Origin of the sequence: Roseomonas mucosa ATCC BAA-692 (assembly GCF_000622225.1) — a bacterium.
GTDB lineage: Bacteria > Pseudomonadota > Alphaproteobacteria > Acetobacterales > Acetobacteraceae > Roseomonas > Roseomonas mucosa.
The window spans coordinates 166598-191075 of record NZ_JHWD01000004.1; the positions used below are offsets into that span (position 1 = coordinate 166598).

21 protein-coding genes are annotated in these 24478 nt (G+C 71.8%); 10 read left to right on the forward strand and 11 right to left on the reverse strand.

The genetic code is table 11. The annotated features are described in order from the left end of the window. Nucleotides 1-8 precede the first annotated feature (8 nt). Complete coding sequence (locus BT98_RS0107615; RefSeq protein ID WP_019461029.1) at nucleotides 9-1583, reverse strand: MDR family MFS transporter; 1575 nt, start codon at nucleotides 1581-1583, stop codon at nucleotides 9-11. A 418-nt stretch (nucleotides 1584-2001) separates the two neighbouring features. On the opposite strand from BT98_RS0107615, the gene BT98_RS0107620 reads away from it, so the two are divergent. Continuing rightward, nucleotides 2002-2760 (forward strand): DUF1003 domain-containing protein, encoded by a 759-nt coding sequence (locus tag BT98_RS0107620; RefSeq protein ID WP_019461028.1) that lies wholly within the window; start codon nucleotides 2002-2004, stop codon nucleotides 2758-2760. Nucleotides 2761-2779: 19 nt separating this feature from the next. Here the strand turns inward: BT98_RS0107620 and BT98_RS0107625 are convergent, their stop codons facing one another. From BT98_RS0107625 to BT98_RS0107650, 6 genes are all read right to left on the reverse strand, one after another. Beyond that, nucleotides 2780-4291, reverse strand: a complete 1512-nt coding sequence (locus BT98_RS0107625; protein ID WP_019461027.1) for a Ppx/GppA family phosphatase — start codon at nucleotides 4289-4291, stop codon at nucleotides 2780-2782. A gap of 136 nt (nucleotides 4292-4427) precedes the next feature. Then, a complete protein-coding gene (locus BT98_RS23600) occupies nucleotides 4428-6641 on the reverse strand; it encodes an RNA degradosome polyphosphate kinase (RefSeq protein ID WP_019461026.1) in 2214 nt (737 codons plus the stop codon). Between the two features lie 72 nt (nucleotides 6642-6713). After that, entirely contained in the window at nucleotides 6714-7451 is a 738-nt protein-coding gene (locus tag BT98_RS23605) for a P-loop NTPase family protein (protein ID WP_019461025.1), read from the reverse strand. A gap of 46 nt (nucleotides 7452-7497) precedes the next feature. Then, a complete protein-coding gene (locus BT98_RS0107640) occupies nucleotides 7498-8691 on the reverse strand; it encodes an AI-2E family transporter (protein ID WP_081798548.1) in 1194 nt (397 codons plus the stop codon). Next, nucleotides 8688-9305, reverse strand: coding sequence for a CDP-alcohol phosphatidyltransferase family protein (locus tag BT98_RS0107645; RefSeq protein ID WP_019461723.1), 618 nt, complete (start codon nucleotides 9303-9305; stop codon nucleotides 8688-8690). The genes BT98_RS0107640 and BT98_RS0107645 overlap by 4 nt, the downstream gene beginning before the upstream one ends. Beyond that, on the reverse strand, nucleotides 9289-9978 hold the full coding sequence (locus tag BT98_RS0107650) for a hypothetical protein (protein WP_019461724.1): 690 nt from the start codon (nucleotides 9976-9978) through the stop codon (nucleotides 9289-9291). Before BT98_RS0107650 ends, BT98_RS0107645 begins: the two co-directional genes overlap by 17 nt. A 214-nt stretch (nucleotides 9979-10192) precedes the next feature. Between BT98_RS0107650 and purM the strand changes: the two genes are divergently transcribed. The 3 genes from purM to BT98_RS0107665 are packed head-to-tail and all read left to right on the forward strand — an operon-like array spanning nucleotide 10193 to nucleotide 12200. Next, entirely contained in the window at nucleotides 10193-11263 is a 1071-nt protein-coding gene (gene purM, locus BT98_RS0107655) for a phosphoribosylformylglycinamidine cyclo-ligase (protein ID WP_019461725.1), read from the forward strand. Beyond that, nucleotides 11260-11994, forward strand: a complete 735-nt coding sequence (gene purN, locus BT98_RS23610; RefSeq protein WP_314209519.1) for a phosphoribosylglycinamide formyltransferase — start codon at nucleotides 11260-11262, stop codon at nucleotides 11992-11994. Before purM ends, purN begins: the two co-directional genes overlap by 4 nt. A gap of 47 nt (nucleotides 11995-12041) precedes the next feature. Continuing rightward, nucleotides 12042-12200, forward strand: coding sequence for a hypothetical protein (locus BT98_RS0107665; protein ID WP_019461727.1), 159 nt, complete (start codon nucleotides 12042-12044; stop codon nucleotides 12198-12200). Between the two features lie 76 nt (nucleotides 12201-12276). Here BT98_RS0107665 and ndk read toward each other — a convergent pair whose 3' ends face one another. Continuing rightward, entirely contained in the window at nucleotides 12277-12699 is a 423-nt protein-coding gene (gene ndk, locus BT98_RS0107670) for a nucleoside-diphosphate kinase (protein WP_019461728.1), read from the reverse strand. 211 nt (nucleotides 12700-12910) lie between these two features. Here ndk and BT98_RS0107675 point away from each other — a divergent pair, with 211 nt between their 5' ends. From BT98_RS0107675 to ftsH, 3 genes are all read left to right on the forward strand, one after another. Beyond that, nucleotides 12911-13135 carry a hypothetical protein gene (locus tag BT98_RS0107675; protein WP_019461729.1) on the forward strand — a complete coding sequence of 75 codons (225 nt, stop codon included), beginning with the start codon at nucleotides 12911-12913 and terminating at the stop codon, nucleotides 13133-13135. 88 nt (nucleotides 13136-13223) lie between these two features. Then, nucleotides 13224-14687 (forward strand): AMP nucleosidase, encoded by a 1464-nt coding sequence (locus tag BT98_RS0107680; protein ID WP_019461730.1) that lies wholly within the window; start codon nucleotides 13224-13226, stop codon nucleotides 14685-14687. Nucleotides 14688-14833: 146 nt separating this feature from the next. Next, on the forward strand, nucleotides 14834-16756 hold the full coding sequence (gene ftsH, locus BT98_RS0107685) for an ATP-dependent zinc metalloprotease FtsH (RefSeq protein WP_019461731.1): 1923 nt from the start codon (nucleotides 14834-14836) through the stop codon (nucleotides 16754-16756). 415 nt (nucleotides 16757-17171) lie between these two features. On the opposite strand, the gene BT98_RS0107690 is transcribed toward ftsH, so the two are convergent. Then, complete coding sequence (locus BT98_RS0107690; protein ID WP_019461732.1) at nucleotides 17172-18437, reverse strand: D-alanyl-D-alanine carboxypeptidase family protein; 1266 nt, start codon at nucleotides 18435-18437, stop codon at nucleotides 17172-17174. Nucleotides 18438-18694: 257 nt separating this feature from the next. Then, nucleotides 18695-20458 carry a chloride channel protein gene (locus BT98_RS0107695; RefSeq protein ID WP_027297186.1) on the reverse strand — a complete coding sequence of 588 codons (1764 nt, stop codon included), beginning with the start codon at nucleotides 20456-20458 and terminating at the stop codon, nucleotides 18695-18697. A gap of 331 nt (nucleotides 20459-20789) precedes the next feature. Here BT98_RS0107695 and BT98_RS0107700 point away from each other — a divergent pair, with 331 nt between their 5' ends. From BT98_RS0107700 to BT98_RS0107710, 3 genes are all read left to right on the forward strand, one after another. Beyond that, nucleotides 20790-22127: a hypothetical protein gene (locus BT98_RS0107700; RefSeq protein ID WP_019461734.1), complete on the forward strand. Its 1338-nt coding sequence runs from the start codon at nucleotides 20790-20792 to the stop codon at nucleotides 22125-22127. A 109-nt stretch (nucleotides 22128-22236) separates the two neighbouring features. Beyond that, nucleotides 22237-22980, forward strand: coding sequence for a monofunctional biosynthetic peptidoglycan transglycosylase (gene mtgA / locus BT98_RS0107705; RefSeq protein WP_237719383.1), 744 nt, complete (start codon nucleotides 22237-22239; stop codon nucleotides 22978-22980). Nucleotides 22981-23119: 139 nt separating this feature from the next. Beyond that, the gene (locus BT98_RS0107710) at nucleotides 23120-24049 is read left to right on the forward strand and encodes an FkbM family methyltransferase (protein WP_019461736.1); all 930 of its coding nucleotides are present in this window, start codon (nucleotides 23120-23122) and stop codon (nucleotides 24047-24049) included. Nucleotides 24050-24140: 91 nt separating this feature from the next. Here BT98_RS0107710 and BT98_RS0107715 read toward each other — a convergent pair whose 3' ends face one another. After that, nucleotides 24141-24374: a hypothetical protein gene (locus tag BT98_RS0107715; protein ID WP_019461737.1), complete on the reverse strand. Its 234-nt coding sequence runs from the start codon at nucleotides 24372-24374 to the stop codon at nucleotides 24141-24143. Nucleotides 24375-24478 lie beyond the last annotated feature (104 nt).

Below are 24478 nucleotides of genomic sequence, written 5' to 3' on the forward strand. Positions count from 1 at the left end.
TGCCGGGCCTACTCCGCCGCCTGCCGCGCCGGCGCCCCCGGGGCACCGGGGGCCGGGCCTTCGTGCGCCTTGCGCAGCGCCAGGGCGGGCAGGGTCAGCACGAGGAGGAAGGCGCAGCACATCACCACGCCGCTCATGGTGAAGCTCATGGCGATGGCGCCGCGATAGGCCGAGGCGACGAGGTTCTGTTCGTCGGCACCCAGCCCTTCCAGCGCGCGCACGCCGTGTTCCAGCAAGGCCTGTACGTCGAGGCCCCGCACGGTCTCGGCCAGGATGCTGTTCAGCCAGGCCATCATCAGCGCGCCGGACAGCGCCACGCCCAGCGCCCCGCCCAGGGAACGCAGGAAGGACATGGAGGAGGTGGCGACGCCCAGCTCGCGCGGGTTGACCGCATTCTGCACCGAGGTGGTGATGTTCGGCATGGCCACGCCCATGCCGAGGCCGAGGACCAGCATGCAAAGCTCGAAGGCCCAGAAGGGCGCGGCGAGGCGCGCCAGGATGGCGAGGCCGCAAAGCCCGAGGGCCTCAGCGCCGACGCCCGCGATCAGGAAGGGCTTGTAGCGCCCGGTGGCGGAAACCAGCCGGCCGCCGAGGATCGAGGAGAAGATCATGCCCGCCACCTGCGGCAGCATCATCAACCCGGCCTGGGTCGGCGTCATGCCGAGCACGAGCTGGAAGTAGAGCGGCAGGAAGACGGTCGTGCCCATCATGGCGAAGACCAGCATGGCAGAGGCCACCACGCCGGAGACATAGACGCGCTCGCGGAAGAGGTGCAGCCCGATGATCGGCTCCGGCGCCCGCCGCTCCCACAGGACGAAGGCCACGAAGAAGCCGAGGGCGGCGATGCCCAGCCAGAGGATGGGCATGGAAGCCCAGGCGAAAAGGGTGCCCGCCCAGCTCAGCAGGAGGAGCAGCGCCGTGGTGCCGGCGGCGAGCAACGCAGCGCCGGGATAGTCGATCTGCCGGCGCTTCAGCGCGGAAGGGTGGCGCAGGCCGATCGCGATCATCGCCAGCGCCGCCGCGCCCACGGGCAGGTTGACGTAGAAGACCCAGCGCCAGGACAGCGCCTCGGTCAGCACGCCGCCCACCAGCGGCCCGGCGACGGAGCTGACGGCGAAGACGCCGGTGAAGAGCCCCTGGTAGCGGCCGCGGTCGCGCGGCGCCACCACATCGCCGACGACAGTCTGCGCCAGGGTCATCAGCCCGCCCGCCCCGAGCCCCTGCAAGGCGCGGAAGAGGATCAGCTGCAGCATGTCCTGCGCCAGACCGCAAAGCACGGAGCCGGCCAGGAAGATGGTGATGGCGAGGTAGAAGAGCCGCTTCCGCCCATACATGTCGCTGAGCTTGCCGTAGAGCGGCGTGGTGGCCGTGGAGGTGAGCAGGAAGGCCGTCACCACCCAGGACAGGTGCGAGGCGCCGCCGAGGTCGGCCACGATGCGCGGCAGTGCGGTGTTGACGATGTTCTGGTCCAGCGCCGCCAGGATCATGGTCAGCATGGCGCCGGCGATGGTCAGGCGCAGATGGCGGTTCGAGGAAACCAGGGGGGCCGCCATCGGCGCTTCCGGCGTGTTGTTCGGCGACATGAACGCTTCCTGTTCCCTTCCCATCCACCCGGCCCCCGCCGTCCCCCGGGCCGCGGCCACGAGGACAGGGTGCGCGGCCGCCGCTTCGTCCAGGGCACGCTCCCGTGACACCCTCCCCCGAGGCTGGCTCCCATGAGGAGCCAGGCGGGGCGGAACGGGAATGCCTCCGGGCGCCGGGGCGCGAGCGCCATCGCAGATGCCGCAATTCGGTCGGGGGGATGAGGCGCCAGTCCTGGCATCCGCCCCGCGCCGGCCAGGTTTCCTTCTGGAGGCGGCCCTATGTCACGGTCAAGGCTCCGCATGCCTGCCTTGCGGGCAGGACGAGGCCACCGGCCGCTTCCTCCATTGCCCACCGGGACCGTTCCCTGAGAATCGGGACTTGCCGCATTGCGGAAGAACCATCCTCTGGAACGGCCCCATGTCCGACGACACCGCCGAAGATCCCGCTCTCGCCCATCCGCCACGTGACGGCGCATCGGCGGGCCCGCCGCCCAGGAAAGGGGTCTGCGCCATCACCGGCCGCGTGCTCTCGCGCAAGGATCTGGTGCCGCTGACCCTGCTCCGCCCCTCCCTGGCGGAACGCTTCATGCAGAAGTACCCGGGGCTGACCGAGGAATCGCTGATCTCGCGCGGCGAGGTGGCCCGGCTGCGCGCCGCCCGCGTCGAGGAGATGCTGGAACAGGAGCGCGGCGAGCTGGGGGAGCTGGAGCACAAGGTGGCGCAGAGCCTCGCCACCTCCTCCACCCTCGCCGCCAACACCGACGACGACTACGACGAGCACCGCAGCCTGGGCGAGCGGCTGGCGGACATCATGGCCACTTTCGGCGGCTCCTGGTCCTTCCTGCTGAGCTTCGCGATCGTGCTCATGGTCTGGATGGCCTACAACCTCTGGAGAGGCGAGGGCTCCTTCGATCCCTATCCCTTCATCCTGCTCAACCTGGTCCTGTCCTGCCTGGCCGCGATCCAGGCGCCGGTCATCATGATGAGCCAGCGCCGGCAGGAGGCGAAGGACCGTGCCCGGGCGCTCAACGACTATGCCGTGAACCTGAAGGTCGAGCTCGAGGTGCGCAACCTGCACGAGAAGCTCGACCACCTGCTGATGCGGCAATGGGAGAGGCTCGCGGAGATCCAGCAGCTCCAGCTGGAGATCATGCAGGAGCGCCGCCCGCGCGGCTGAACCTGGTGCGCCGCCCGACTCAGCCGAGCCTGATCTCGGCCTTCAGGTTCAGCATCCCGGCCAGCAGCTCCAGCCGCCGCTGCGCCCCTTCGCCGGCGAAGAGCCCGCTGTGCTCCCGCAGCGTCAGGCGCAGGGTTCCGTCCGCCACGGACAGCGCCGCGGCGTTCAGCAGCGCCAGCGTCCCGCCGGACAGCGTATAGGCCAGCCGCAGGGCGGCGCCGAGCAGCTCCGCCCGGCGCATCTCGGCCGCCCCCATCAGCACCCGCGCCGGCGCCAGGGTCGCGGCGGGGGGGCTCGCCTCGTAGCGCAGCGCCACGGCCAGGGCGAGGAAGGCCCGGGCGTGATGGTCCAGCCCCACGCCGGGCTGGCGCAGGACGCGCAGGAAGGACTGTTCCGCGCGGTAGTCCGGGTGGTCGTGGCTGCCCGTATCGGAGAGCCAGCAGGCCGCCAGCCGCAGGGCACGGTCATAGGCGGTCTCCTCCGGGAAGAGCGGCGAGGTCCAGTCGAACAGCGCCGGCGGCAGGCTCTCGTCGCGCCCGAACCGGGCCGCCATCTCATAGCTCGCGGCCAGCAGCGGGTCCTCGGCCCGCACCGCAGGGGCGATGTGGCGGGCATACCAGCCCTCCCGCAGCCCGTTGGCGCTGAAGACCACGCGGTCGGCCCCGGTCGCGCGCAGCAGGCGGCGCAGCGCCACGGCGGCGAAGGGCAGGTCCCCGGCGCGCTTGGCCGGAACGCCGGGCACCTTCTCGATCGCCGATTTCTTGGCGCCGATCAGCATGCCGCAGAGGTTCCGCGCCTCCTCCCGCGTCAGGACATAATGGTGCACGATGGACAGGGGATAGTTGGCCTCGACCATGTGCACCTTGGCGATCGCCCGCCACGCGCCACCCACGAGATACAGGTCCCGCCCCTTGCCGTTCACCAGCCAGGGCACCCGGGCCAGTTCGGCCTCGGCGATGGCCCGCGCCTGGGTCATGTCCCCCCCGGCCCGTTCCGCGAGGCGGATGACCCCGAGCGGCAGGCTGGCGGAATCGCCGACCCGTCCGTGCCTGAGGTCCACCACCTCCAGCGAGCCGCCGCCGATATCGCCCAGGATGCCGTCGGCCTCGGGGAAGCCCAGCAGCACGCCCTCGGCGGAAAGGGTCGCCTCGCCCTCCCCGCTCAACACGGTGATCGGCACGCCCGGCATGCGCTCGCGCAGCGCGGCGGCGAAGGCTGGGCCGTTCTCGGCATCGCGCATCGCCGCGGTGGCCAGGATCTCCAGCGGATCGGCCGCCATGGCCCGGGCCACGGCATGGTAGCGCTCCAGCACGGTCAGCGCCTGTTCCACCGCCGCCTCGTTCAGGCGCCGCGTGGTCTCCAGGCCCCGCCCCAGTCCCAGCACCGCCTTCTCGTTGAAGATCGGCACCGGGTTGCGGCCCCGCCCCTCGAAGACCACCAGTCGCACGGAGTTCGAGCCCAGATCCACCACGCCACAGCGGGGCGGATGCGGGACGGCTTCGGCTGGAAGGGCTTGAGCGGCTGCGTCCATCGGTAATTCTCTCACTTCCTGCCCTGGCGTCATGCCGCGACCACCTGGCCGCCGCAACCGCCGGTCCAGGCGCGTGCTGGCGGAGCGGGCCTGCGCCCGGCCCCGCCGGGACGGTTCCGGACCGGTCAGCGCCTTGTCAATCCTGGGCCACGCGGTCGGGCCGCCGCCGCGGCGCCGCGGTGCGGACCCGCTTCAGGGCGCTGCCCCGCCCGGACAGGGACGGGTTCGTCATGAACCAGTCGTGGGAGGAAAGCGGCTTCGGCCCCGGATCGAGGCGACGATAGGTCGCATCCGGCCCCAGCGTCCAGGACTGGGCGGTGTCCTTCATGTTCACGACCATGATCTGGTCCAGGATCTGGGCATGGACGGTGGGGTTCTCCACCGGCACCATGGTTTCCACCCGCCAGTCCATGTTGCGTGCCATCCAGTCGGCCGAGGAGATGAAGACCCGTGCCCGGCGCGAGGGCAGCCGGTGCCCGTTGCCGAAGACATAGATGCGGGAATGTTCCAGGAAGCGCCCGACGATGGACTTCACCCGGATGTTGGAGGACAGGCCCGGCACGCCGGGGCGCAGGCAGCAGATGCCGCGCACCACGCAGTCCACCCGCACCCCGGCCTCGCTGGCGCGGTAGAGCGCGTCGATCAGCTGCTCGTCCACCAGGGAATTCATCTTCAGCCAGATGCCGGCGGGCCGGCCACTCCGGGCAAAGGCGATCTCCTGCTCGATCAGCCCCATCAGGGTCGGACGGATGGTGAGCGGCGAAAAGGCGAGCGACTGCATCTTCTCCGGCCGGGCATAGCCGGTCAGGTAGTTGAACAGCCGCGCCGCGTCGCCGGTCAGTCCCGGATCGGCGGTGAAGAAGGAGATGTCCGTGTAGATGCGCGCCGTCACCGGATGGTAGTTGCCGGTGCCGAAATGGGCATAGGAGCGCAGCGTCCCGCCCTCCCGCCGCACCACGAGGCTGACCTTGGCGTGGATCTTCAGGTCCACGAAGCCATAGACCACCTGCACCCCGGCGGCTTCGAGCTGCCGCGCGATGGCGATGTTGCGCTCCTCGTCGAAGCGCGCCTTCAGCTCCACCATGGCGGTGACGGACTTGCCCGCCTCCGCCGCCTCGATCAGCGCCCGGGCGATCGAGCTGTCGCGGGAGGTGCGGTAGAGCGTCTGCTTGATGGCGACCACGTTCGGATCGCGCGCCGCCTGCCGCACGAACTGCACCACCACGTCGAAGGATTCGTAGGGGTGGTGGACCACGATGTCCTTGGACCGGATCGCGGCGAAGCAGTCCCCGCCGAAATCGAGGATGCGTTCCGGGAAGCGCGGCGTGTAGGGCGTGAAGAGCAGGTCCGGCCGGTCGTCCACGATGAGCTGGCTGAGGTCGCTGAGCCCCAGCAGCCCCTCCACGGCGAAGACGCCGGTGCGGTCCGCCTCGGTCTCCTCCGCCACCAGGTCCACCATGTCGGAGGGCGTGTCGGTGGTGACGGTGACGCGGATCGCCTGTCCCCGGCGGCGGCGCTTCAGCGCCGTCTCGTAGGAGCTGACGAGGTCCTCGGCCTCCTCCTCGAACTCCACGTCGGTGTCGCGGATCAGGCGGAACAGACCGCGCTCGGCCGGGATGTAGCCGGGAAAGAGATGCGGCAGGTTCAGCGTGACCAGATCCTCCATGGTCACGAAGCGGATCACCCCGTCGCCCTTGCCCTCCCCGCGCGGCGGCAGGCGCACGAAGCGCTCCACCTGCGAGGGCAGCGGCACCAGGGCGCGCATGGTGCCCCCGTCCTCCTCGCGGATCAGCTTCAGCACGAGGCAGAGGGCGAGGTTGGCGATGAAGGGGAAGGGATGCGCCGGATCGACGGCCAGCGGGGTCAGGACGGGGAAGACCCGCTCCATGAACCAGCTCTCCAGCCAGGCACGCTCGCTTTCCTCCAGCTCCGCCGGCTCCAGCACGGCGATCCCCACCTCGCGCAGCAGGACCCGGACCTCGCGCCAGGCCATGCGCTGCGCCTCGATCAGCGAACCGGCGCGCTCGTGGATGGCGGCGAGCTGCTGCGCCGTGGTCAGCCCGTCGGGCGAGAGCTTGGTGATGCCCGCCCGCACCTGCCCGACCAGCCCGGCGACGCGCACGGAATAGAACTCGTCCAGGTTGCTGGCAGAGATGGCGATGAAGCGCAGCCGCTCCAGCAGCGGATGGTCGGGATGGGAGGCCTGCTCCAGCACACGCTCGTTGAAGGCCAGCCAGGACAACTCACGGTTGATGAAGCGCCAGGAAAGGGTATGCAGGTCGCCCGAGGGCATGTCGGGCGGCAGCTCCGCCGGGACAGTCGGCATCTCGCCGGTAAAGATCGCGTCCATCTGGTGGGTTCCCTCATGGGCGCCGTGTTCGGTCAGGCCCGGGAGCAAGAGGCCCGGACCAGGCGCTCCAGACTACAGCAGCTTGGGCATGGGGTTCGAGCCGTCCCCCGGCGATGCCACGGAAACGTCATGTTCCTCGCCCGCCGGCTCGTCGCTGCCGAAGCCGGGAAGGTCGGCCAGGACATGCCGCGCCAGGGCGCGCGTCACCGCCCCCCCGGTGGCCAGTGCCGCCCGGTCCAGCCGCGCAGCGGCGCGCGAGACGGCCGCGGCCTCCCGCGGCAGGCGCAGCAGCAGCCAGTCCTGCGTCGCGGCGTCCACCCTGACCTGGCGCTCGGCGAAGTGATGCGCCAGCAGGGCGCGGAGGAGCTGCTCCGAGGGTTCCTCGATCTCCACCGCATGGGTGGCGCGGAGGCGGGAAGCAAGGTCGGGCAGGCGCACACGCCAGCGCGCCGGCGGCTCCCGCCCCGCCAGCAGGAGCAGCGCCCCGGTGCTGGCGCAGGCGTTGATGAGGTGGAAGAGCGCCTCCTCCTCCGCCGCGCAGTCGGCGTCGTCCACGGCGGAGGGCAGCCCGTCCGGCACGCCGCGCAGCGACGGCCCCTCCAGCACCCGCAGGCCCAGCCGCGCCGCGCCCTGGCGCAGCAGCAGGGACTTGCCCACACCCTCCGGCCCGAACAGCGCCAGACGGCCGTTCGGCCAGTCGTCCGGCGCCGCCAGCCAGGTGCGGGCCACGGCGTTGGAACGGTCCGAGATCACCGGCGCGCCGCGCTCGGGCGGCAGGGCAAGCGGCAGCGGGAGCTGGCGGCCGCTCATGCCCCCCTCCCCGGCGCCCCGCCATGCGGGTGGGTCGGGCCCCGCCTCACAGCCCGGTCCGCGGCGGATCGAGGTAGAGCGGGCTGGCGAGGTAGCGGCGCAGCCAGTGCCGCGCGATCACCCCGATCATCGCCGCCATGGGCACGGCCAGCAGCACGCCCAGGAAGCCGAAGGCCACGCCGCCCGCGAACAGGGCGAAGATGACCCAGACCGCGTGCAGCTCCACCCGGTCGCCCAGCAGGCGCGGGTAGATCACGTAGCCCTCGATCGTCTGCCCGAACACGTAAACGGCCGCCACCAGCAAAACACCTTCCCAGGAACCGAACTGGCCCGCGGCCAGGAGCAGCGACGTCACCAGCCCGGTGAGCGAGCCCACATAGGGGATGAAGGACAGCATCCCGGACAGAAGCCCGACCAGGAGGCCCAGTTCGAGTCCCACCGCCGAGAGCGCCACAGCATAATACACCGCGAGCAGGCCGCAGCAGATCAGCTGGCCGCGCAGCCATGCGGAAAGCACCCTGTCCATGTCCCGCCCCAGGGCGCGCGTGGTGCTGGCATAGCGCCGGGGCAGCCAGGACTCGATCCGCAGGATGATCCGCGGCCAGTCCCGCAGCAGGTAGAAGCCCACCACCGGGGTCACGACCGCATAGGTGAAGAGCGCGTAGCCGACGCTGAGCAGCCCGCTGGCACCGCCGATGAACTGCGCCGCCGTGGTGGCGACATAGCCCAGGATGGCGCCGGTCTGGTTCACCGCCAGGTCCTGCAGCCGGCCGTTGATCGTGTCCGGCCCCAGGCGCTCGGCGGCGGCCGCGATCAGGTCCCGCACCCCCGCCCCGATCCGCGCCGCATAGGCCGGCAACCGCGCCAGCAACACCCCCACCTGAGAGATCAACAGCGGGTAGAGCAGCAGCAGGGCCAGCAGCACCAGGGCGCAGAGGCAGGCGATCAGCAGCGCAGAGGCAACGCCCCGCGGCACCCCGACCCGGGCCATGACGGTGACGGGCGGATCGAGGAAATAGGCGATGCAGCCCGCCAGCACGAAGGGCGTCAGGATCGGCGAGAAGAGCCAGATCGTCCCGAGCAGGGCGGCGAGCAGGCCGAGCGCCAGGCCGATCCGCTGCGCGCGCGTGGCCGTCTGCGGCCCGCGAGGCAGGGATGGCGCCGCCGCCGCCGCGGGGGCCGGCGTGACGCGCCGCTCGGCCGGCGGGGCGGGCGGGACCGGCGGCGGCAGCGTCCTCATGCCCGCCCCTCCCCGCGCGCCGCCGCGAGCACATAGGCACCGCCGGAGAGCAGGGTGCTGGCGGCCACCAGCGGCACCAGCACCGCCAGGGGGAAGGCCCCGGGCAGGAGCCCGGGCCAGCCGCGCAGGAGGAGCGCCACCGCGACCAGCAGGATCTGCAGCGCCGTGTTCGCCTTGGACAGGCGCGAGGGGCTGATCCGGGGCGGCATGCCCATCATGCGCAACATCACCACGCCCCCCACGATCAGCACGTCGCGAAACACCACGAGGATGGCCAGCCAGTCGGGCAGCACGCCGGTCGCCGCCAGGGCGACATAGCTGCTCACCAGCAGCGCCTTGTCCGCCACCGGGTCGAGCACCGCGCCCAGGCTCGAACGGGCATCCAGCACCCGGGCCAGCCAGCCGTCCAGCGCATCGGACAGCCCCGCCCCCAGGAACAGCAGGAAGGCGAGGTCGAAGCGCCCCTGGATGATCAGCCAGACCGTCGCCGGCACGGCGCAGAGCCGCACGAAGGTGATGGCGTTGGGCAGCGTGGTCAGCGCCGACGCGGCGGCCGGGGCACGGTCCGGCGGGCCGGGCGTCGGGGCGGGCTTCCGGTCAGGCCCCTCCGGCAAGGCCGATCCGCCAGGTGCCGTCGGGCGCGGGCACCGCCGTCACGCCGGAACGCGCGAGCTCGGGCACCACGAGATTCGCCGGCGCGCGCAGGCCGAGGCGCAGCACGGCACGGTCCGTCGCGATGGCGCGCAGGTCGAGGCTCGCCACCTGCGGATTGGCCAGGAGGCGGCGGCGCAGGTCGAGATACTGCGCCAGCGAGCCGTAGCCCGCCTGCGCCTCCACCCAGGCCGAGGCGGGCACGCCCGGCGAGGGCGAGGGTGCCGTGGGCGAGGCGCCACCGCCCCCGGCCTGCGCCGTCGCGCCGCCGCGCCCGCCCAGGGCGGCCACGCGGCCGGGGTTGAAGTTCACCGTCACGCGGCCGGAGAAGCCGGTCAGGGTCGAGCGTTCCTGCTCCACCACCACGGAGGAGACCAGCCGGTCGATCTGGCTGGCCGAAAGGCCGGTCGGCAGGCCCAGTTCGCCCGCCATGCGCTCATAGGCGATGCGCTGCGCGGAGGCATAGGCCTGCTCCCGCGCCTCCACGGCGTTCTTGGCCGTGGCCTCGGCCGGGACGCCGCGCTGGGTATAGCCGCCGCCCGTGGCGGGCGCGGCGGCGGCACCGGTCCCGGCTGTCGGGGCGGCCGCACTGGCCTCCGGCGTGCTCGCGGCCGGGGCGCTCGCCGCCGGGGGCACGGGGGGCGGAATCGTGGGGAATCCCTGTGCCGCAGCCAGCCCGGGCAAGGCGCAGAGCGCGGGAAGAAGGGCAGCCACGAGGCGCAGGGATGTTGCACCGCCCCGCCAGACGTGGTGTTGCCTTCCGCTCGCGCCCAGGCTCGGCAGTTGGTCCGGCATCGTCCGCCCTTCAAAACCTTCCGAAGCCCTGGGGCATAGCCGATCGGGAGCGACCATGGCCAGCCTGACCTATCGTGACGCCGGGGTGGACATCGAGGCGGGTGACGCGCTGGTGGACGCCATCAAGCCCCTCGCCAGGTCCACGGACCGAAGCGGGACCATGGGCGGACTCGGCGGGTTCGGCGCGCTGTTCGACCTGAAGGCCGCGGGCTTCAAGGATCCGGTCCTGGTCTCCTCCACCGACGGCGTGGGCACCAAGCTGCGGCTGGCCATCGATTCGGGCCACCATGACGGCGTCGGCATCGACCTCGTGGCCATGTGCGTGAACGACCTCGTGGTGCAGGGCGCCGAGCCGCTCTTCTTTCTGGACTACTTCGCCACCGGCAAGCTGGAGGTGGCGCAGGCCAGCGCCGTGGTCGCCGGCATCGCCGAGGGCTGCCGCCAGGCGGGCTGCGCCCTGGTGGGCGGCGAGACCGCCGAGATGCCCGGCATGTACGGCAAGGGCGACTACGACCTCGCCGGCTTCTCGGTCGGCGCGGCGGAGCGCACGGACCTGCTGCCGAAGCCTGATGTCGGCGCGGGCGACGTGCTGCTGGGCCTGCTGTCCTCCGGCGTGCATTCCAATGGCTACTCGCTGGTGCGGCGGATCGTGGAGGGCGGCAATGCCGGGCTGAAGGACCCGGCCCCCTTCGCCAGCGGCAGGACGCTGGGCGAGGCGCTGCTGGAGCCGACCCGGATCTATGTGAAATCCGTCCTCGCCGTGCACCGCGCCGGGCTGCTGAAGGCCGCCGCGCATATCACCGGCGGCGGGCTGCCGGGCAACCTGCCGCGCGTGCTGCCGGCCGGCACCGTGGCGGTGGTGGATGCCGCCGCCTGGACGCCGCCGCCGGTCTTCGCCTGGCTGGCCAGGATGGGCGGCGTGGTGCCGGAGGAGATGCTGCGCGTCTTCAACTGCGGCCTCGGCATGGTGCTGGTGGTGGCCGAGAATTCCGTCGGGGAAGCCACGCGGCTGTTGCAGGAGGCTGGCGAGACGGTGGCCCGCATCGGACGCATCGAGACGGCGCCGGAGGGCGACGAGGCCAGCGTGCGGGTGGACAACCTGACGGCCCAGTGGCCGCAGCCGTGACAGGTCCGGCTGGCGGGGAGGACCGCCGCCCGCGCGTGGCGGTGCTGATCTCCGGCCGCGGCAGCAACATGGCCGCGCTGCTGGAGGCCGCCACCGATCCGTCCTATCCGGCGCGGATCGCGCTGGTCCTGTCCAACCGCGCCGGCGCCGCCGGGCTGGCGCGGGCGGAGGCCGCGGGCATTCCGGTGGCCGTGGTCGAGAGCCGCGCCCACAAGGGCGACCGGGAAGGCTTCGAGGCGGCGATGCAGGCTGTGCTGGAGTCGCACCGCATCGGGATGATCGCCCTGGCCGGCTTCATGCGCGTGCTGACGGAAGGCTTCACCCGCCGCTGGGAAGGCCGGATGCTGAACATCCACCCGTCCCTCCTGCCCGCCTTCCCGGGGCTGGACACGCATGCCCGCGCCCTGGAGGCCGGGGTGCGGCTGCATGGCTGCACGGTGCACCTGGTCTCGGCGGGGGTGGACGAGGGGCCGATCCTGGCCCAGGCCGCCGTGCCCGTGCTGCCGGGCGACGACGAGGCGACCCTCGCCGCCCGCGTGCTGGCGCAGGAGCACCGGCTCTACCCGGCCGCCCTGGCCTGGATGGCCGTCTGGCTGGCGCGCCACGGCGCCGGGCCGCTGCCCGCCATGCGCCGGATCGCCGAAGAGGCGACGGCCGCTCTGCCCTCTGCAACGGGCGCCATGGCGAATCCCTTGCCCGCCTTCGCTGCCCTGCCTACAGAAAAAGCCTGAATCCTCCGGCACAAGGCGGAGGCGTGAAGCAGGGATCGGGGCGGAGCATGGCCGAGGCACGGCAGCATATCGACATGGTACCGGTGCGGGCGGAGGACATCCTGTCCGAGCGCGAGGCCGGCTGGCACGCCTTCACCCGGGCCGCCGCCTGGGGAATCGGCGCGATCGTGGTGATCCTGCTGCTGCTCTACGCCTTCCTCGGCTGAGCCGGGGAGCAGGGTTTCCCGTCCGCAAGGCCGGGATGGGCGAGGGGCGGGATGCCGCCCCTCGCCCGGGCCGGAATCAGCCGGTGATCTCGGAACCGGCGAAGAAATACGCGATCTCGATCGCCGCGTTCTCCGGGCTGTCGGACCCGTGCACGCTGTTCGCCTCGATGCTCTCGGCGAAGAGCTTGCGGATGGTGCCCTCGGCGGCATTGACCGGGTTGGTGGCGCCCATGATCTCGCGGTTCTTGGCCACGGCGCCCTCGCCCTCGAGGACCTGCACCACCACCGGGCCGGAGGTCATGAAGGAGACGAGGTCCTTGAAGAAGGGACGCTCCTTGTGCACGCCGTAGAAGGTCTCGGCCTGCTGCTGCGACATCAGGATGCGCTTCTGCGCGACGATGCGCAGGCCCTTCTCCTCGAACACGGCGTTGATCTTGCCGGTCAGGTTACGCCGGGTGGCGTCGGGCTTGATGATGCTGAAGGTACGCTCGATGGCCATCGGGCTGGTTCCCTGCGAAAAAGGTAAGGCGCGCGCCCGATAGGCCGCCCGGCGCCCAGGCGCAAGCCCGCCGCTGCTCCAGCCGGTGGGACAAGGGGATGGGGCGGGGTTCCGGCACGGCATCTGCCGGACCCATCCAAGAATTCATCTGACATCCTGGATGCGATCGTCTATTCTCACGAAGCCGTGAGATTGATGGTTTTCCGTACCGATGTCGCATTTTCCTTTCCTGCGCCCATCCGCTGAAGACGAGCTGCGCACGGCGCTGGACTTTCTCGATAGCGCCTTGCGGGCCTCCCGCCACGCCGCGCGGCGCCACCATGTCGCGAAGGCCATCGAGCGCCTGGCGAGCGCGCACTACCTGCTTGGCTACCCGGAAGACCGGGAGCAGGAGGCTCTGGCCGTCCCGAGCGGGGCCGGCGTCCGGCCGGCCTGATCCCAGGGCGCCACCATCGCGGGAATGGTTACGGCCATCGCGGGTTGTGGCAGGCTGGGCCGGCACAGACAGGAACGGATGCCAGCCGATGCGGCATGAAACGGTGGCCTCCCCCGAGGAGGCCGTGGACCGCCTGGAGGCAATCTACGAGGCGGCCGTGGAGGCCGAGCGGGCGGCCCTGGACCGTTTCGTGTCCGGCGGTGCCGTGCCGACCGAGGCGGAGCGCGCCGCCTTCCGCTATCCGGCCCTGCACCTGCACTGGAATGCCGAGAACCTGCCCCCGGCGACCCGGCGGGCCTGGGCCAAGCTGCAACTGCCGGGCGATTATGCCACCACGGTGACGCAGCCCGCCGCCTTCCGGGCCTATCTGCTCGAACAGCTCCGCCCGTTGGCCGGGGAGTACGGCGTGCGCATCTCCGTGGGGCGCAGCGAGCAGGAGATCCCCTACCCCTATGTGCTGGAAGGCGGCGACGAGCTGGCGCGCGGCGGCGTCTCGGCAGCGGCGCTGGCGCGCCACTTCCCGGTGCCCATGCTCTCGGCGGTGGGGGACGAGACCGCCGACGCGTTGTGGAAGTACCGGGAGGGCGAGCCACGGCCGCTGGCGCTCTTCGACGCGGTGCGGGTGGACTATTCGCTGCGCCGCCTCGTCCACTACACAGGCAGCGACTGGCGCCATGTCCGCCCCTGGATCCTGCTCACCAACTATCAGCGCTATGTGGAGCAGTTCACCGGCTGGGCGCTGAACGAGCTCGCCAGGCCCGGCAGTCCCTATAGCCGCCTGGTCCTGCCCGGCGGCGCCTCGGTGGGACGGGAGGATTCGCCCGAGGCGGGGGCCGAGCTGGTCGCCGCCGCGCCCTGGCAGCGTTTCCAGATGCCCGCCTACCACCTGCTGCGCGGCGACGGGCGGGATGGCGTGACCATCGTCAACATCGGCGTCGGCCCGTCCAACGCCAAGACGATCACCGACCACCTCGCGGTGCTGCGCCCGCATTGCTGGGTGATGATCGGCCATTGCGGCGGGCTGCGGCAGAGCCAGCAGATCGGCGACTACGTGCTGGCGCACGGCTATCTGCGGCGGGACAAGATCCTGGACGAACTGCTGCCACCGGAAATCCCCGTCCCCGCCCTGGCGGAGGTGCAGGTCGCCTTGCAGGAGGCCGCCGTGCAGGTCACGGGCGAGCAGGGCGACGCGCTGAAGCGGCGCCTGCGGACCGGCACGGTCGTCACCTATGACGACCGCAACTGGGAGTTGCGCTGGTCGCAGGAGCGGCTGCGGATCAACCTGTCGCGCGCCATCGCTGTGGACATGGAAAGCGGCACGCTGGCCGCCCAGGGCTACCGGCTGCGGGTGCCCTACGGCACGCTGCTCTGCGTCTCCGACAAGCCGCTGCATGGCGAGATCAAGCTGCCCGGCGCCGCCACCGCCTTCTACCAGCGCGCCGTGAGCGAGCATCTCGCCATCGGCCTCGCCACCTTCGAGATCCTGCGCGGGCAGCTCGACGGGCTGCATTCGCGCAAGCTGCGCGCCTTCGACGAGCCACCCTTCCGATAGCGCGCCGTGCCTTTCCGGGCCGCTGGACGGCCTGGCGACCGCCCCGTGAGGTCCGGCCAGCCTGTGGCGCAGGCGGCCGGGGCCATGAGGCCCGCGCGGGCCGGCCTCAGGCCAGCCTGGATGCCAAGCGAGGAACAGAGCCGGACATGCCCCCAGCCCCCGCCAAGCGACCCACGGGCCCGCAGAAGGACCCGCCGGATTCCGATCTCTGGAAGCGGCAGTTCACCATCTGGTACATTCTGGGCGCTTTCTTCCTGCTGACCTTCCTCCAGTCCATCTGGGCGAACTATTCGCAGGTGGAGACGGTGCCCTACTCGCAGTTCGAGACCCTGCTCGGCGAGGGCAGGATCTCCGAGGTCACCGTCTCCCAGGACACCATCAGGGGCCAGCTCAAGGAGGCGGAGGCGAACGGGCGGCGCGAGGTCAGCGCCGTGCGCGTCGATCCTGCCCTGGCGGAGCGGCTGAAGCAGCAGGGGGTCACGGTGGTGCGCGGCACGCCGCCGCCGGGCTTCCTGGCGCAGATGCTGACCTGGCTGGTGCCGATGGCGCTGCTCTACCTCGTCTGGATCTTCGCCTTCCGTCGCTTCGCCGCGAAACAGGGCTTCGGCGGGGTGATGTCGATCGGCAAGTCGCGCGCCAAGATCTATGTCGAGAAGGACACCAGCGTGACCTTCGACGACGTGGCCGGGGTGGACGAGGCCAAGGCCGAGCTGCAGGAGGTCGTCTCCTTCCTCCGGGACCCGGCCTCCTATGGCCGGCTCGGCGGCCATGCGCCCAAGGGCATCCTGCTGGTCGGCCCGCCCGGCACCGGCAAGACCCTGCTGGCCCGCGCCGTGGCGGGCGAGGCCGGGGTGCCCTTCTTCTCCATCTCCGGTTCCGAATTCGTCGAGATGTTCGTGGGCGTCGGCGCCGCGCGGGTGCGCGACCTCTTTGCCGAGGCGCGCAAGGCGGCGCCCTGCATCATCTTTATCGACGAGCTGGACTCGCTGGGCCGCAGCCGCACCTCCGGCCTGTCCGGCGGCGCGGACGAGAAGGAACAGACGCTGAACCAGCTCCTGGCCGAGCTGGACGGCTTCGACCCGCGCAGCGGCGTGATCCTGCTCGGCGCCACCAACCGGCCGGAGGTGCTGGACCCCGCCCTGCTGCGCCCGGGGCGCTTCGACCGGCAGGTGCTGGTGGACCGCCCCGACCGCCGGGGGCGGCTGCAGATCCTGCGGGTGCATGCGCGCAGGATCCGCCTCGCCCCCGATGCCGATCTCGATGCCGTCGCCGCCCTGACCCCGGGCGCGACCGGCGCCGACCTCGCCAACATGCTGAACGAGGCCGCGCTGGCCGCGACCCGGCGCCAGGCGGAGGCGGTGGAGCAGAGCGACCTCATCGCCGCCGTGGAGCGGGTGCTGGCGGGGGTCGAGCGCCGCAGCCGCATCCTCAGCCCGCCGGAGCGCCGCCGCGTGGCGGTGCACGAGATGGGCCATGCGCTGGTGGCGGCCAACCTGAGCGGTGTCGATCCGGTGCTGAAGGTCTCGATCATCCCGCGTGGCATCGGCGCCCTGGGCTACACCATGCAGAGCCCGGCGGAGGAACGCTTCCTGCTGGCGCGGAGCGAGTTGCGGAACCGGATTGCCGTGCTGCTTGGCGGCCGCGCGGCGGAAACGCTGTTCTTCGACGGCGACATCTCCACCGGCGCCGCCGACGACCTCCAGCGCGCGACGGAAACGGCGCAGGAGATGGTGACGCGCTACGGCATGGCGGATGCCCTGGGCAACCGCACCTATGCGCCGCCTCGCCAGAGTTTCCTGGGCGACCTCGCCCTGCCGCCGTCGCGCGCCGAGGTGAGCGAGGCCACGGAGCGCGAGATCGACCTCGCCGTGCGCGAACTGGTGGAAGAGGCCAACCGCCGCGCCACCCAGATCCTGGAGGCGCAGCGCGACCAGGTGGAAGCGGGCAGCCGGCTGCTGCTGGAGCGGGAAACCATCACGGCCGAGGATTTCCCGCCCCTGGTTCCGGCGGCGAAGCGCCGCGTCGCCGGGGCGCCCCCACTCCGGGAGGCGGGCATGGCGGAAGGCTGAGACCGGGCCGCGGAAGCCCTGACGCTCGCGCCCCGGTCTCGCGCATGGGGGCCGGTGGAGACGCTGCTGTGCCTGAACGGCCTTGGTTTCCCACCGTGCGGGCCGTTTTGGCACTTTAGGGGTTTTAGGTTTTTAGTCCTTTAACTGCCAGAACGCGTCCTGATTAATTGTTCAGTCTAGGTATTTGATGCTTTAATGACGTTGATTATATTCCTATAAGCTGAGCGCGGTCCGGAAAGCAAGGCGCGTCTGAGGGCCGGCCAGGAAGCGTGACGCCGGGTCCTGACGGGCGAGCGCATGCCGCTCGTCGGCCTGGAGCGGTGTCCGTTTGCCTTGGCTCACTTCAACCACTCCAGCCTGTTGTTTCGGGAGCATCTTCACGCGTCCGGATGATTCCATCCGGACGCGATCCGCTCTAGGGCGCGATCACCATGCAGGCCCCGCGCTTCATCCGGGCGCAGGCCTGCCGGGCGCTCGTCTCGCTCAGCCCTGCCACCTGGGCGCGGTAAAGGGTCTGCCCCTTCAGCCGCACCTTTTCCACCCGCACCGTCCCCGCGTTGCGCGCGGCGCTCCGGCGCGCGGCACTGGCCACCTTGCGCGCGGAGACGTTGCTTGGCAGCGCGCCGACCTGCACCGCCCACTCGCCCTTGCCGGCGCTGGAACGCGCCGGGGCGGGGCGGGAGGGCGCCACGGCAGGCCGGGCGCTGGTGGCGGCCCGGCGCAGCAGCGGCTCCGCGGCGCCCATCGCCGGCGCGGCATTGGCGCTGGGCACCAGCCCGGCCAGCACGCCGCCATGGCCCACCGAGCGGCCCGCCAGCAGCGTGTCGCCCCGCCCCGGCGGCGTGCCGGGAAGCTCGAAGCTCCGGTCGAGCAGCGCCATCACATGGCGGTCGCGCTCCCGCCCCGTGGCGCCGCCGAAGACCACGGCGATCAGCCGCCGCCCGTCGCGCCGGGCGCTGGTGACGATGTTGAAGCCGCTGGCGTTGATGAAGCCCGTCTTCAGCCCATCCGCGCCGTCGTAGTTCTCGTTGACGTAGTTGTGGCTGGCGATGGTCTGGCCGCGCCAGCGGAACTCCGGCGTGCTGAAATAGGCGTAGCGGTTCGGGAAGTCCCGGATCAGCCGCTGCGCCAGGATGGCCATGTCGCGGGCGGTGGTCACCTGGCGCGGGTCCGGGAGGCCGGAGGCGTTGCGGAAGACCGTGCTGGTCATTCCCATCTGGCGGGCCCGCAGCGTCATCAGCCGGGCGAAGCGCGCCTCGCTGCCCTCGCCCAGGAACTCGCCCACGGCGGAGGCCGCGTCGTTGGCGGACTTGGTCACCAGGGCCAGGATCGCGTCGCGGACCGTGATGGTGGAACCGGGCTTCAGCCAGAGCTTGGAGGGCGGCCGCGAGGCCGCGTGCCGCGATACGGGAATGCGGGTGGAAGGCGAGACGTCGCCCGATTCCAGCACCGTGAAGAGCATGTAGAGCGTCATCATCTTGGTGAGCGAGGCCGGGTAGCGCGGCTCGTCGGCGCTGGAGGCGGTAAGGACCTGCCCCGTGCCCGCATCCACCACGATCGAGGCATAGCGCTCGCTGCCGATCTGCGCCCGCGCCTGCCCTGGCGGAAGCCAAAGGGTGACGACGGCCGCCAGCGCCAGCAGGCGCAGGCCGCGTCGCAAGACGGCGCCGGTCTCGGTCATGCGGTGTACTTCCCCCTCCGGACGGCGCTCCCCCACGAAGCGTCGCCCGCTCCGCCAAGGTCTGGGCGCCAGCGCGGTGGGCTGGCAACCGCGAATAACCGACGCTTCATCCGGAAGCGGGTTTTTCCCGCCCCGCCGCGACCCGTAAGCCACAGTCGCGCAAGGAATTTTTACCGGATCGCAAAACCCTGAAACACGGCGAAACATGACGCAGGGGACAGTTACAAGCCCTCCCGCCCGAGTCTCTTTGCGCCGGATCAGGCCATCAGTCCGGTTTCCTCGCGCCGTCGGCGCTCGACCTCCTCGCCATAGCGGCGCAGCAGGTGGCTGGCGGTGAGCAGGCCCAGCACCTTGCGGCTCCCCACCCCATCCACCACCGCCAGCGCCTCGGTCTCCACCGTGTCGAAGACGGCCATGGCCTCCTTGGCATTCATGGCCGGCAGCAGCGCCCGGTCGCGGAACTGCAGCAGCGGCTCCACCGTCTCCACCTCCGGCGCGGCGGCATAGGCCTCGGGCACCGAGATGAGCCCGGCATACTGGTCCTTCTCATCCACCGCGACGACGCGCGCCGTGGAGCCCAGCGGGAAGTCGCGCTTGAAGGAAGCAAGCCGGGTGTCGCTGCGCACGGTCCGCAGGTCGCGGCGCATCAGCTTGCCCACGCTCAGTTCGCGCAGCCAGCCGATGTCATGGGCGGAACGGATGGTCTCGCCCCGCAGGTGAAAGCGCCAGGTGGCGAAGGAATAGCCGAAGAGCCGCCGCGTCACGAGGCCGGCCACGGTCACCGCCGCCAACACGCTGCCGGCCACCACGAAGTTGCCGGTGGTCTCCAGCGCCAGGAAGGTCATGGCCAGCGGTGCCCCCACCACCGCCGAGCCGAAGGCGCTCATCCCCACCAGCGACAGCAGCAGCGGGTCCATGCCCGGCAGCACGAGGTCCACCCCGGCGGCGAAGACCTTGCCGACCAGCGCCCCCAGCAGCAGCGAGGCGAAGAACAGGCCGCCGCGGAAGCCCGCGCCGAGCGAGATCACCACCGCCAGGCTCTTCAGCAGCGCCAGCCAGATGATGTCGAAGCCGGTGGATTCGGTGGCGAAGGTGAGGTGCAGCGCCCCGTGCCCGGCCGAGAGCGCGATGGGCGAGACCAGGGCCAGCAGGCCCACCACCAGCCCGCCCAGGACCGGGCGCAGCGGCGCCCGGCGCAGGAAGCGGCGCATGGTGGCCTCGGTGAAGGTCACGCCGCGCATCAGCGCGATCCCGGCCAGGGCGCAGGCGAGGCCGAGCAGCAGGGACAGCACGTAGCCCTCCAGCCCGGGCGGCGCGACCCCGCCCGGCACCACCACATAGGTCCCTCCGCTCAGCGCCCGGGCCACCAGCGTGGCGGTGACGGCACTGGCCACCACCGGGGCGAGGCTGGCGATGGCATAGGTGCCGATCACCAGCTCGAAGGCATAGAAGGCCCCCGTGAGCGGCGCGTCGAAGGCGGCGGCGATGGCCCCCGCCGCGCCGCAGCCCACCAGCAGCCGCAGGTCGCCGCGCCGCAGGCCGAGGCGCTGCCCGAGCCAGGAGGACACGCCGCTGGCCGCCTGGGTATAGCCCGCCTCCAGCCCCACCGAGGCGCCGAAGCCGTTGGAGACGATGTTCTGCACCGCCACCACCAGCCCGTCGCGGAAGGAGAGCTTGCCGCCATAGAGGGCATTGGCCTCGATCGGGTCCACCGGCTGGCGGGGCCACCAGCGCGACAGGGCGAGGTTGAAGGCCCCGAGCAGGATGCCGCCCAGCAGCGGCATGGTCAGCAGCACCAGCGGCGTCGCGCCCCGCAGGACGCTCAGCCCATGCGCGCTTTCCGGGCCGAAGAGCTGCACGTGCAGCCCGCGCGCGAGGCCGCCCATCACCACGGCGATGAGGCCGCTCAGCACCCCGGTCAGCACCGCCAGGCCGACCAGGCCGAACTCGCTGGCCCGCAGCCAGGCGCGGAAGGAAGCCACGTCGCGGATGGGGCGCACATGCAGTCGGAGAGCGATCATGATCCGGCCCGGGGCCCCTGGCAGAAGACGGCGCCGCGACATACGCCACGGGGCATGGATGACGAAGGCGAATCCTGGCCGCCGGCGCGGCGGACCGCCAGGGCCGGAAGCCGCGGCGAAGGCGGAACAGCAGAGAAAACCGGCCGAAAAAGGGCACCGCGCCAAAGGGCGGCGCCCAGGGGTGGCACGATGGGTGGCACGATGGGTGGCACGATGGGTGGCACGATGGGCGGCGCGGGGGCGCCCCGTGGGGCATCCGCCGGCGCGCGGAACGCGGTTTGCGCCGGCGCCGGGGCTGGCTACCCTGCGCGCCTCAGCCCAAGAAGTGCCGATGCCCAGAAACCCGCTGATCCTCGCCGCCCTGCTCCCGCTGATCTTTCCCGGCCTGCCGGCCCGGGCCGAGTCGCCAGAATCGCCGGCGGCGGAGAGCGGCATGCGGATGCAGGCGATGATCCGGGCCCCCTTGCCGCTGGCGGCGCGGGACGTGCTTTTCGCCCATGCCCGGCGGGCGGGGGAAAGCCCGGATTTCGACGCGCTGGCCGAGGCGCTGATGCCGCCGCCGGAACTGGCCTCCCCGGTGCCCTCCGCACGGCGGCAGCGGCACGACGCGGCCTTCGCCGAGCTGCGCCGGAAGCTGCGGGCGGAATATGAGAGCTTCGATCCGGACCGCCCTTACCTGCTGCGGATCCGCACCGCCATCGGCCCCTACGATCCCCGCCAGGGGGGATTGCCGGTGGCGCTGAACGGCACCTTCTGGGTGCGCGACCCGACCTGGCGGTCGCCGGGCTTCGGCCTGCGCTTCGACAATGCCCTGGCGGTCGGCACCCTGCCCGTAGCGAACGAGGCGGCGGCGGAGAAGCTGCTCGAATCGGTGGGGCTGGACCCGCGCACGGAGGATGGCTGGCGCGGCATCCTGGAGGTCAGCCTCGTCCTGGGCGGCGCGCTGCCGCAGCCGGCGGGCATGAAGAGCGTGCCGATCGCGGCGCATCTCCTCACCGCCCGACTGGTGCGGGAGGACGGAACGCCGATCCATGACTTCGGCCGCCTGCCCGGCCCCCTGCCCTCCGCCCGGCCGGGCGGGCCGGTGCTGCGGAGCGCGCTGCTGGAGGGGCTGCGCCTGGGCATGCCACTGGAGGAGGCGCGGGCCGCGCTGCGGCGGCGTGGCTTCCGGACGGTGGGGGGCGCCTTCTTCGCGGATGGCGCCGTGGCCTCCGCCGCGGGCCGCCCCGGCTGCCATATGGGCTTGGTGGCGGACCGACGCGCCTTTGGCGAGGCGCTGAACCTGAAGGCCGATTTCACCGCCTGCATCGCCCTGCACCGCGCCCCGGACCCCGGGCCGGAAGCCGGGGAGGACGCCGGGATGGGGGCGGAGGCACAGGCCGGGACGCGGGAGCCGCGCCTCGGCGGCATCACCGCGCTGCGCTTCCTGCCCGGCGAATCCGGGACGGCGCTGCGGCGGGCGCTGGAGCGGCGCTTCGGCCCCTCGCTCGCGGATGCCGAGGGCGAGGTTCTCTGGATCGGCCGCGACCCGGAGGCACCGCACGACGCCCCCATGGTGGAGCTGCGGGCGGAGTTCGTGCCCCTGGCGGAAGGGGGACCGCGGCACGGCCCCGGCCTGCTGCTCGGGCTAGAGCTGGAACCCTATCGCACCGGTTCGGAGGCCTCCTGAACCCCGCCCCATCCTTTCCGGCGGGAACGGCTTTCCCGGCCGGTCCTTTCCGTGCATGTCCGGGCCGGGTGGCGTGAGGCCGGGCCGGCGCGAGGCCGGCCGCGGCGCCGTGCCCACCGGAAGCCGCGCGCCCGCCGGACGCCTGCCGGGACGCCTGCCGGGACGCCTTCTGGGACAGGCCCGTGGCTGGGCCGGGGGCTGGGTCCGCTTGCTGCTGCTGCTCTTCCTCGCCCTTCCCCTGGCGACCATCCTGGCCTTCCGCGTGCTGCCCGTGCCCGTGACGCCGCTGATGCTGATCCGCGGCATCCAGGGCTACGAGCTGCACCACGACTGGGTGCCCTATGACGCGATCGCCCCCAGCCTCGCGCAGGCGGTGATCGCCTCGGAGGACAACACCTTCTGCACCCAGGCCCTGGGCTTCGACTTTCCCGCCCTGCGCGGCCAGGTCGAGACCCTGCTGGAAGGCGAGCGGCCGCGCGGCGCCAGCACCATCACCATGCAGACGGCCAAGAACCTGATGCTCTGGCCCGGGCGCGATCCTGTGCGCAAGCTGCTGGAATCCTGGCTGACGCCGCAGATCGCCCTGCTCTGGCCGAGACAGCGGGTGCTGGAGGTCTATCTGAACATCGTCGAGTTCGGGCCGGGCATCTACGGTGCGGAGGCCGCCGCCCGGGCCTTCTTCAACAAGCCCGCCTCGGCGCTAACGCTGCGGGAATCGACCCAGCTCGCCGTGGTGCTGCCCAGCCCGCTGCACTGGGTCGCCAATCGTCCCAGCACCTGGCTGCGCCAGCGCGCCGCCACGATCCGGGCACGGATCGGCGAGCTGGGGCCGCTGCTCGATTGCACCCGCTGAGACAGGCTGAGGGCGCCGCCCGGCAATGTTGCCAATCCGTAGCGGGATATCGCAATCTGGGGTTGTGAACCCCGCCCCCACGCCCCCTTCCCCCGCAACGGTTCACCCGCGGCGTCCGACTCCGGAACCGCCGGGGGCGATGTCACACGGGGGAAAGCCGCCACCCTGGCCGGGGCTGCGGCGCCTTCGCGTTCCCGTCCGCCTGCTGCGCTTCATCCTGCACCACCCGTTGGCTGGTCGGCGCCCCGCCGCCGCCCTCCTGCGCCTGCTGCGTTGGCAGATCGGCGGGCGGCTCACCGGCATGCCGGCGGTGATGCCCTTTGTCGGGCCGACGCGGCTGCTGCTGCAAAGGGGGCATTCCTCCGCCAGCGCCAACCTCTATGCCGGGCTGAGCGATTTCGCGGAGATGGGCTTCCTGCTGCATCTGCTGCGCCCGGGCGACCTCTTCGCCGATATCGGGGCCAATATCGGCGCCTATACCGTCCTGGCCGCCGGCGTGGCGGGGGCGGAGGTGCTGGCCTTCGAGCCCGCGCCCGCCACGTTGCCGCATCTGCGCGACAACCTGCGTCTCAACGACCTGGAGACGCGCGTGACGGTGTTGCCGCTGGCCCTGGGCGAGCGCCCCGGCACGCTGCGGCTCAGCGCCCGGCGCGGCGCCGCCAACCGGGTGCTGCTGGAGCGCGAGGCGGAGGACGCCGTCCACATCTCCGTCTCCACGCTGGACGAGATCCTGCCCCACCGCACGCCGCTTCTGCTGAAGCTGGATGTCGAGGGCTACGAGGCGCGGATCCTGGCCGGGGCCGGGAAGCTCCTGGCCCGTCCGGGGCTGCGGGCAGTGCTGGTCGAGACCATGGCGCACGCGGAACGCTATGGCGACAGCACCCGGCGGATCGACGATCTCCTGCGCGCGCAGGGCTTCGCCCCCTTCGACTACGACCCGCGTCGCCGCGCCCTCACGCTGCGCGATGCGCCAGGCGATCCGAACACGCTTTATCTGCGGCAGGTGAATGCCGTGGCGGCCCGCCTCGCCACCGCGCCCGCCATCACCTTGCTGGGCAAGCGTTTCTGAGGCGGGCGGCGGCCCGGCGACAGGCAGGGGTGGAGCCGGATTCCGCCTCCATCGCGGGGGTGCCGGCAGGCGCCGGTGCGATCCGGGGGGATCAGCGGCGCAACCGGGGCGTCCCATCCTGGGTCAGGGCCGCCGTGCCCCGCTTCCGGGGCGGCAGGCGCCGGCGATCATGGAAATAGTGGCCCAGCGCGGCGACGAGCAGGAGAACGAGCAGCAGAGCGCCCGCATCCGCGGCGTAGGCTCCGTTCCCCACAGTGTCACCATGGGGAAGCCGCTCCGCGACCAGCGTCATGTCCTGTCCCGGCGCAGCGATCACCTTCTCCATACCCACTCTCCCTTGCCCGCCCGGAACAGGCACCCCGACAGAGACCTATGCAGCCCGCACACCCATCCCATCGCCGTTCCGGAGCCGGCTGGAAGAGGTTTCAT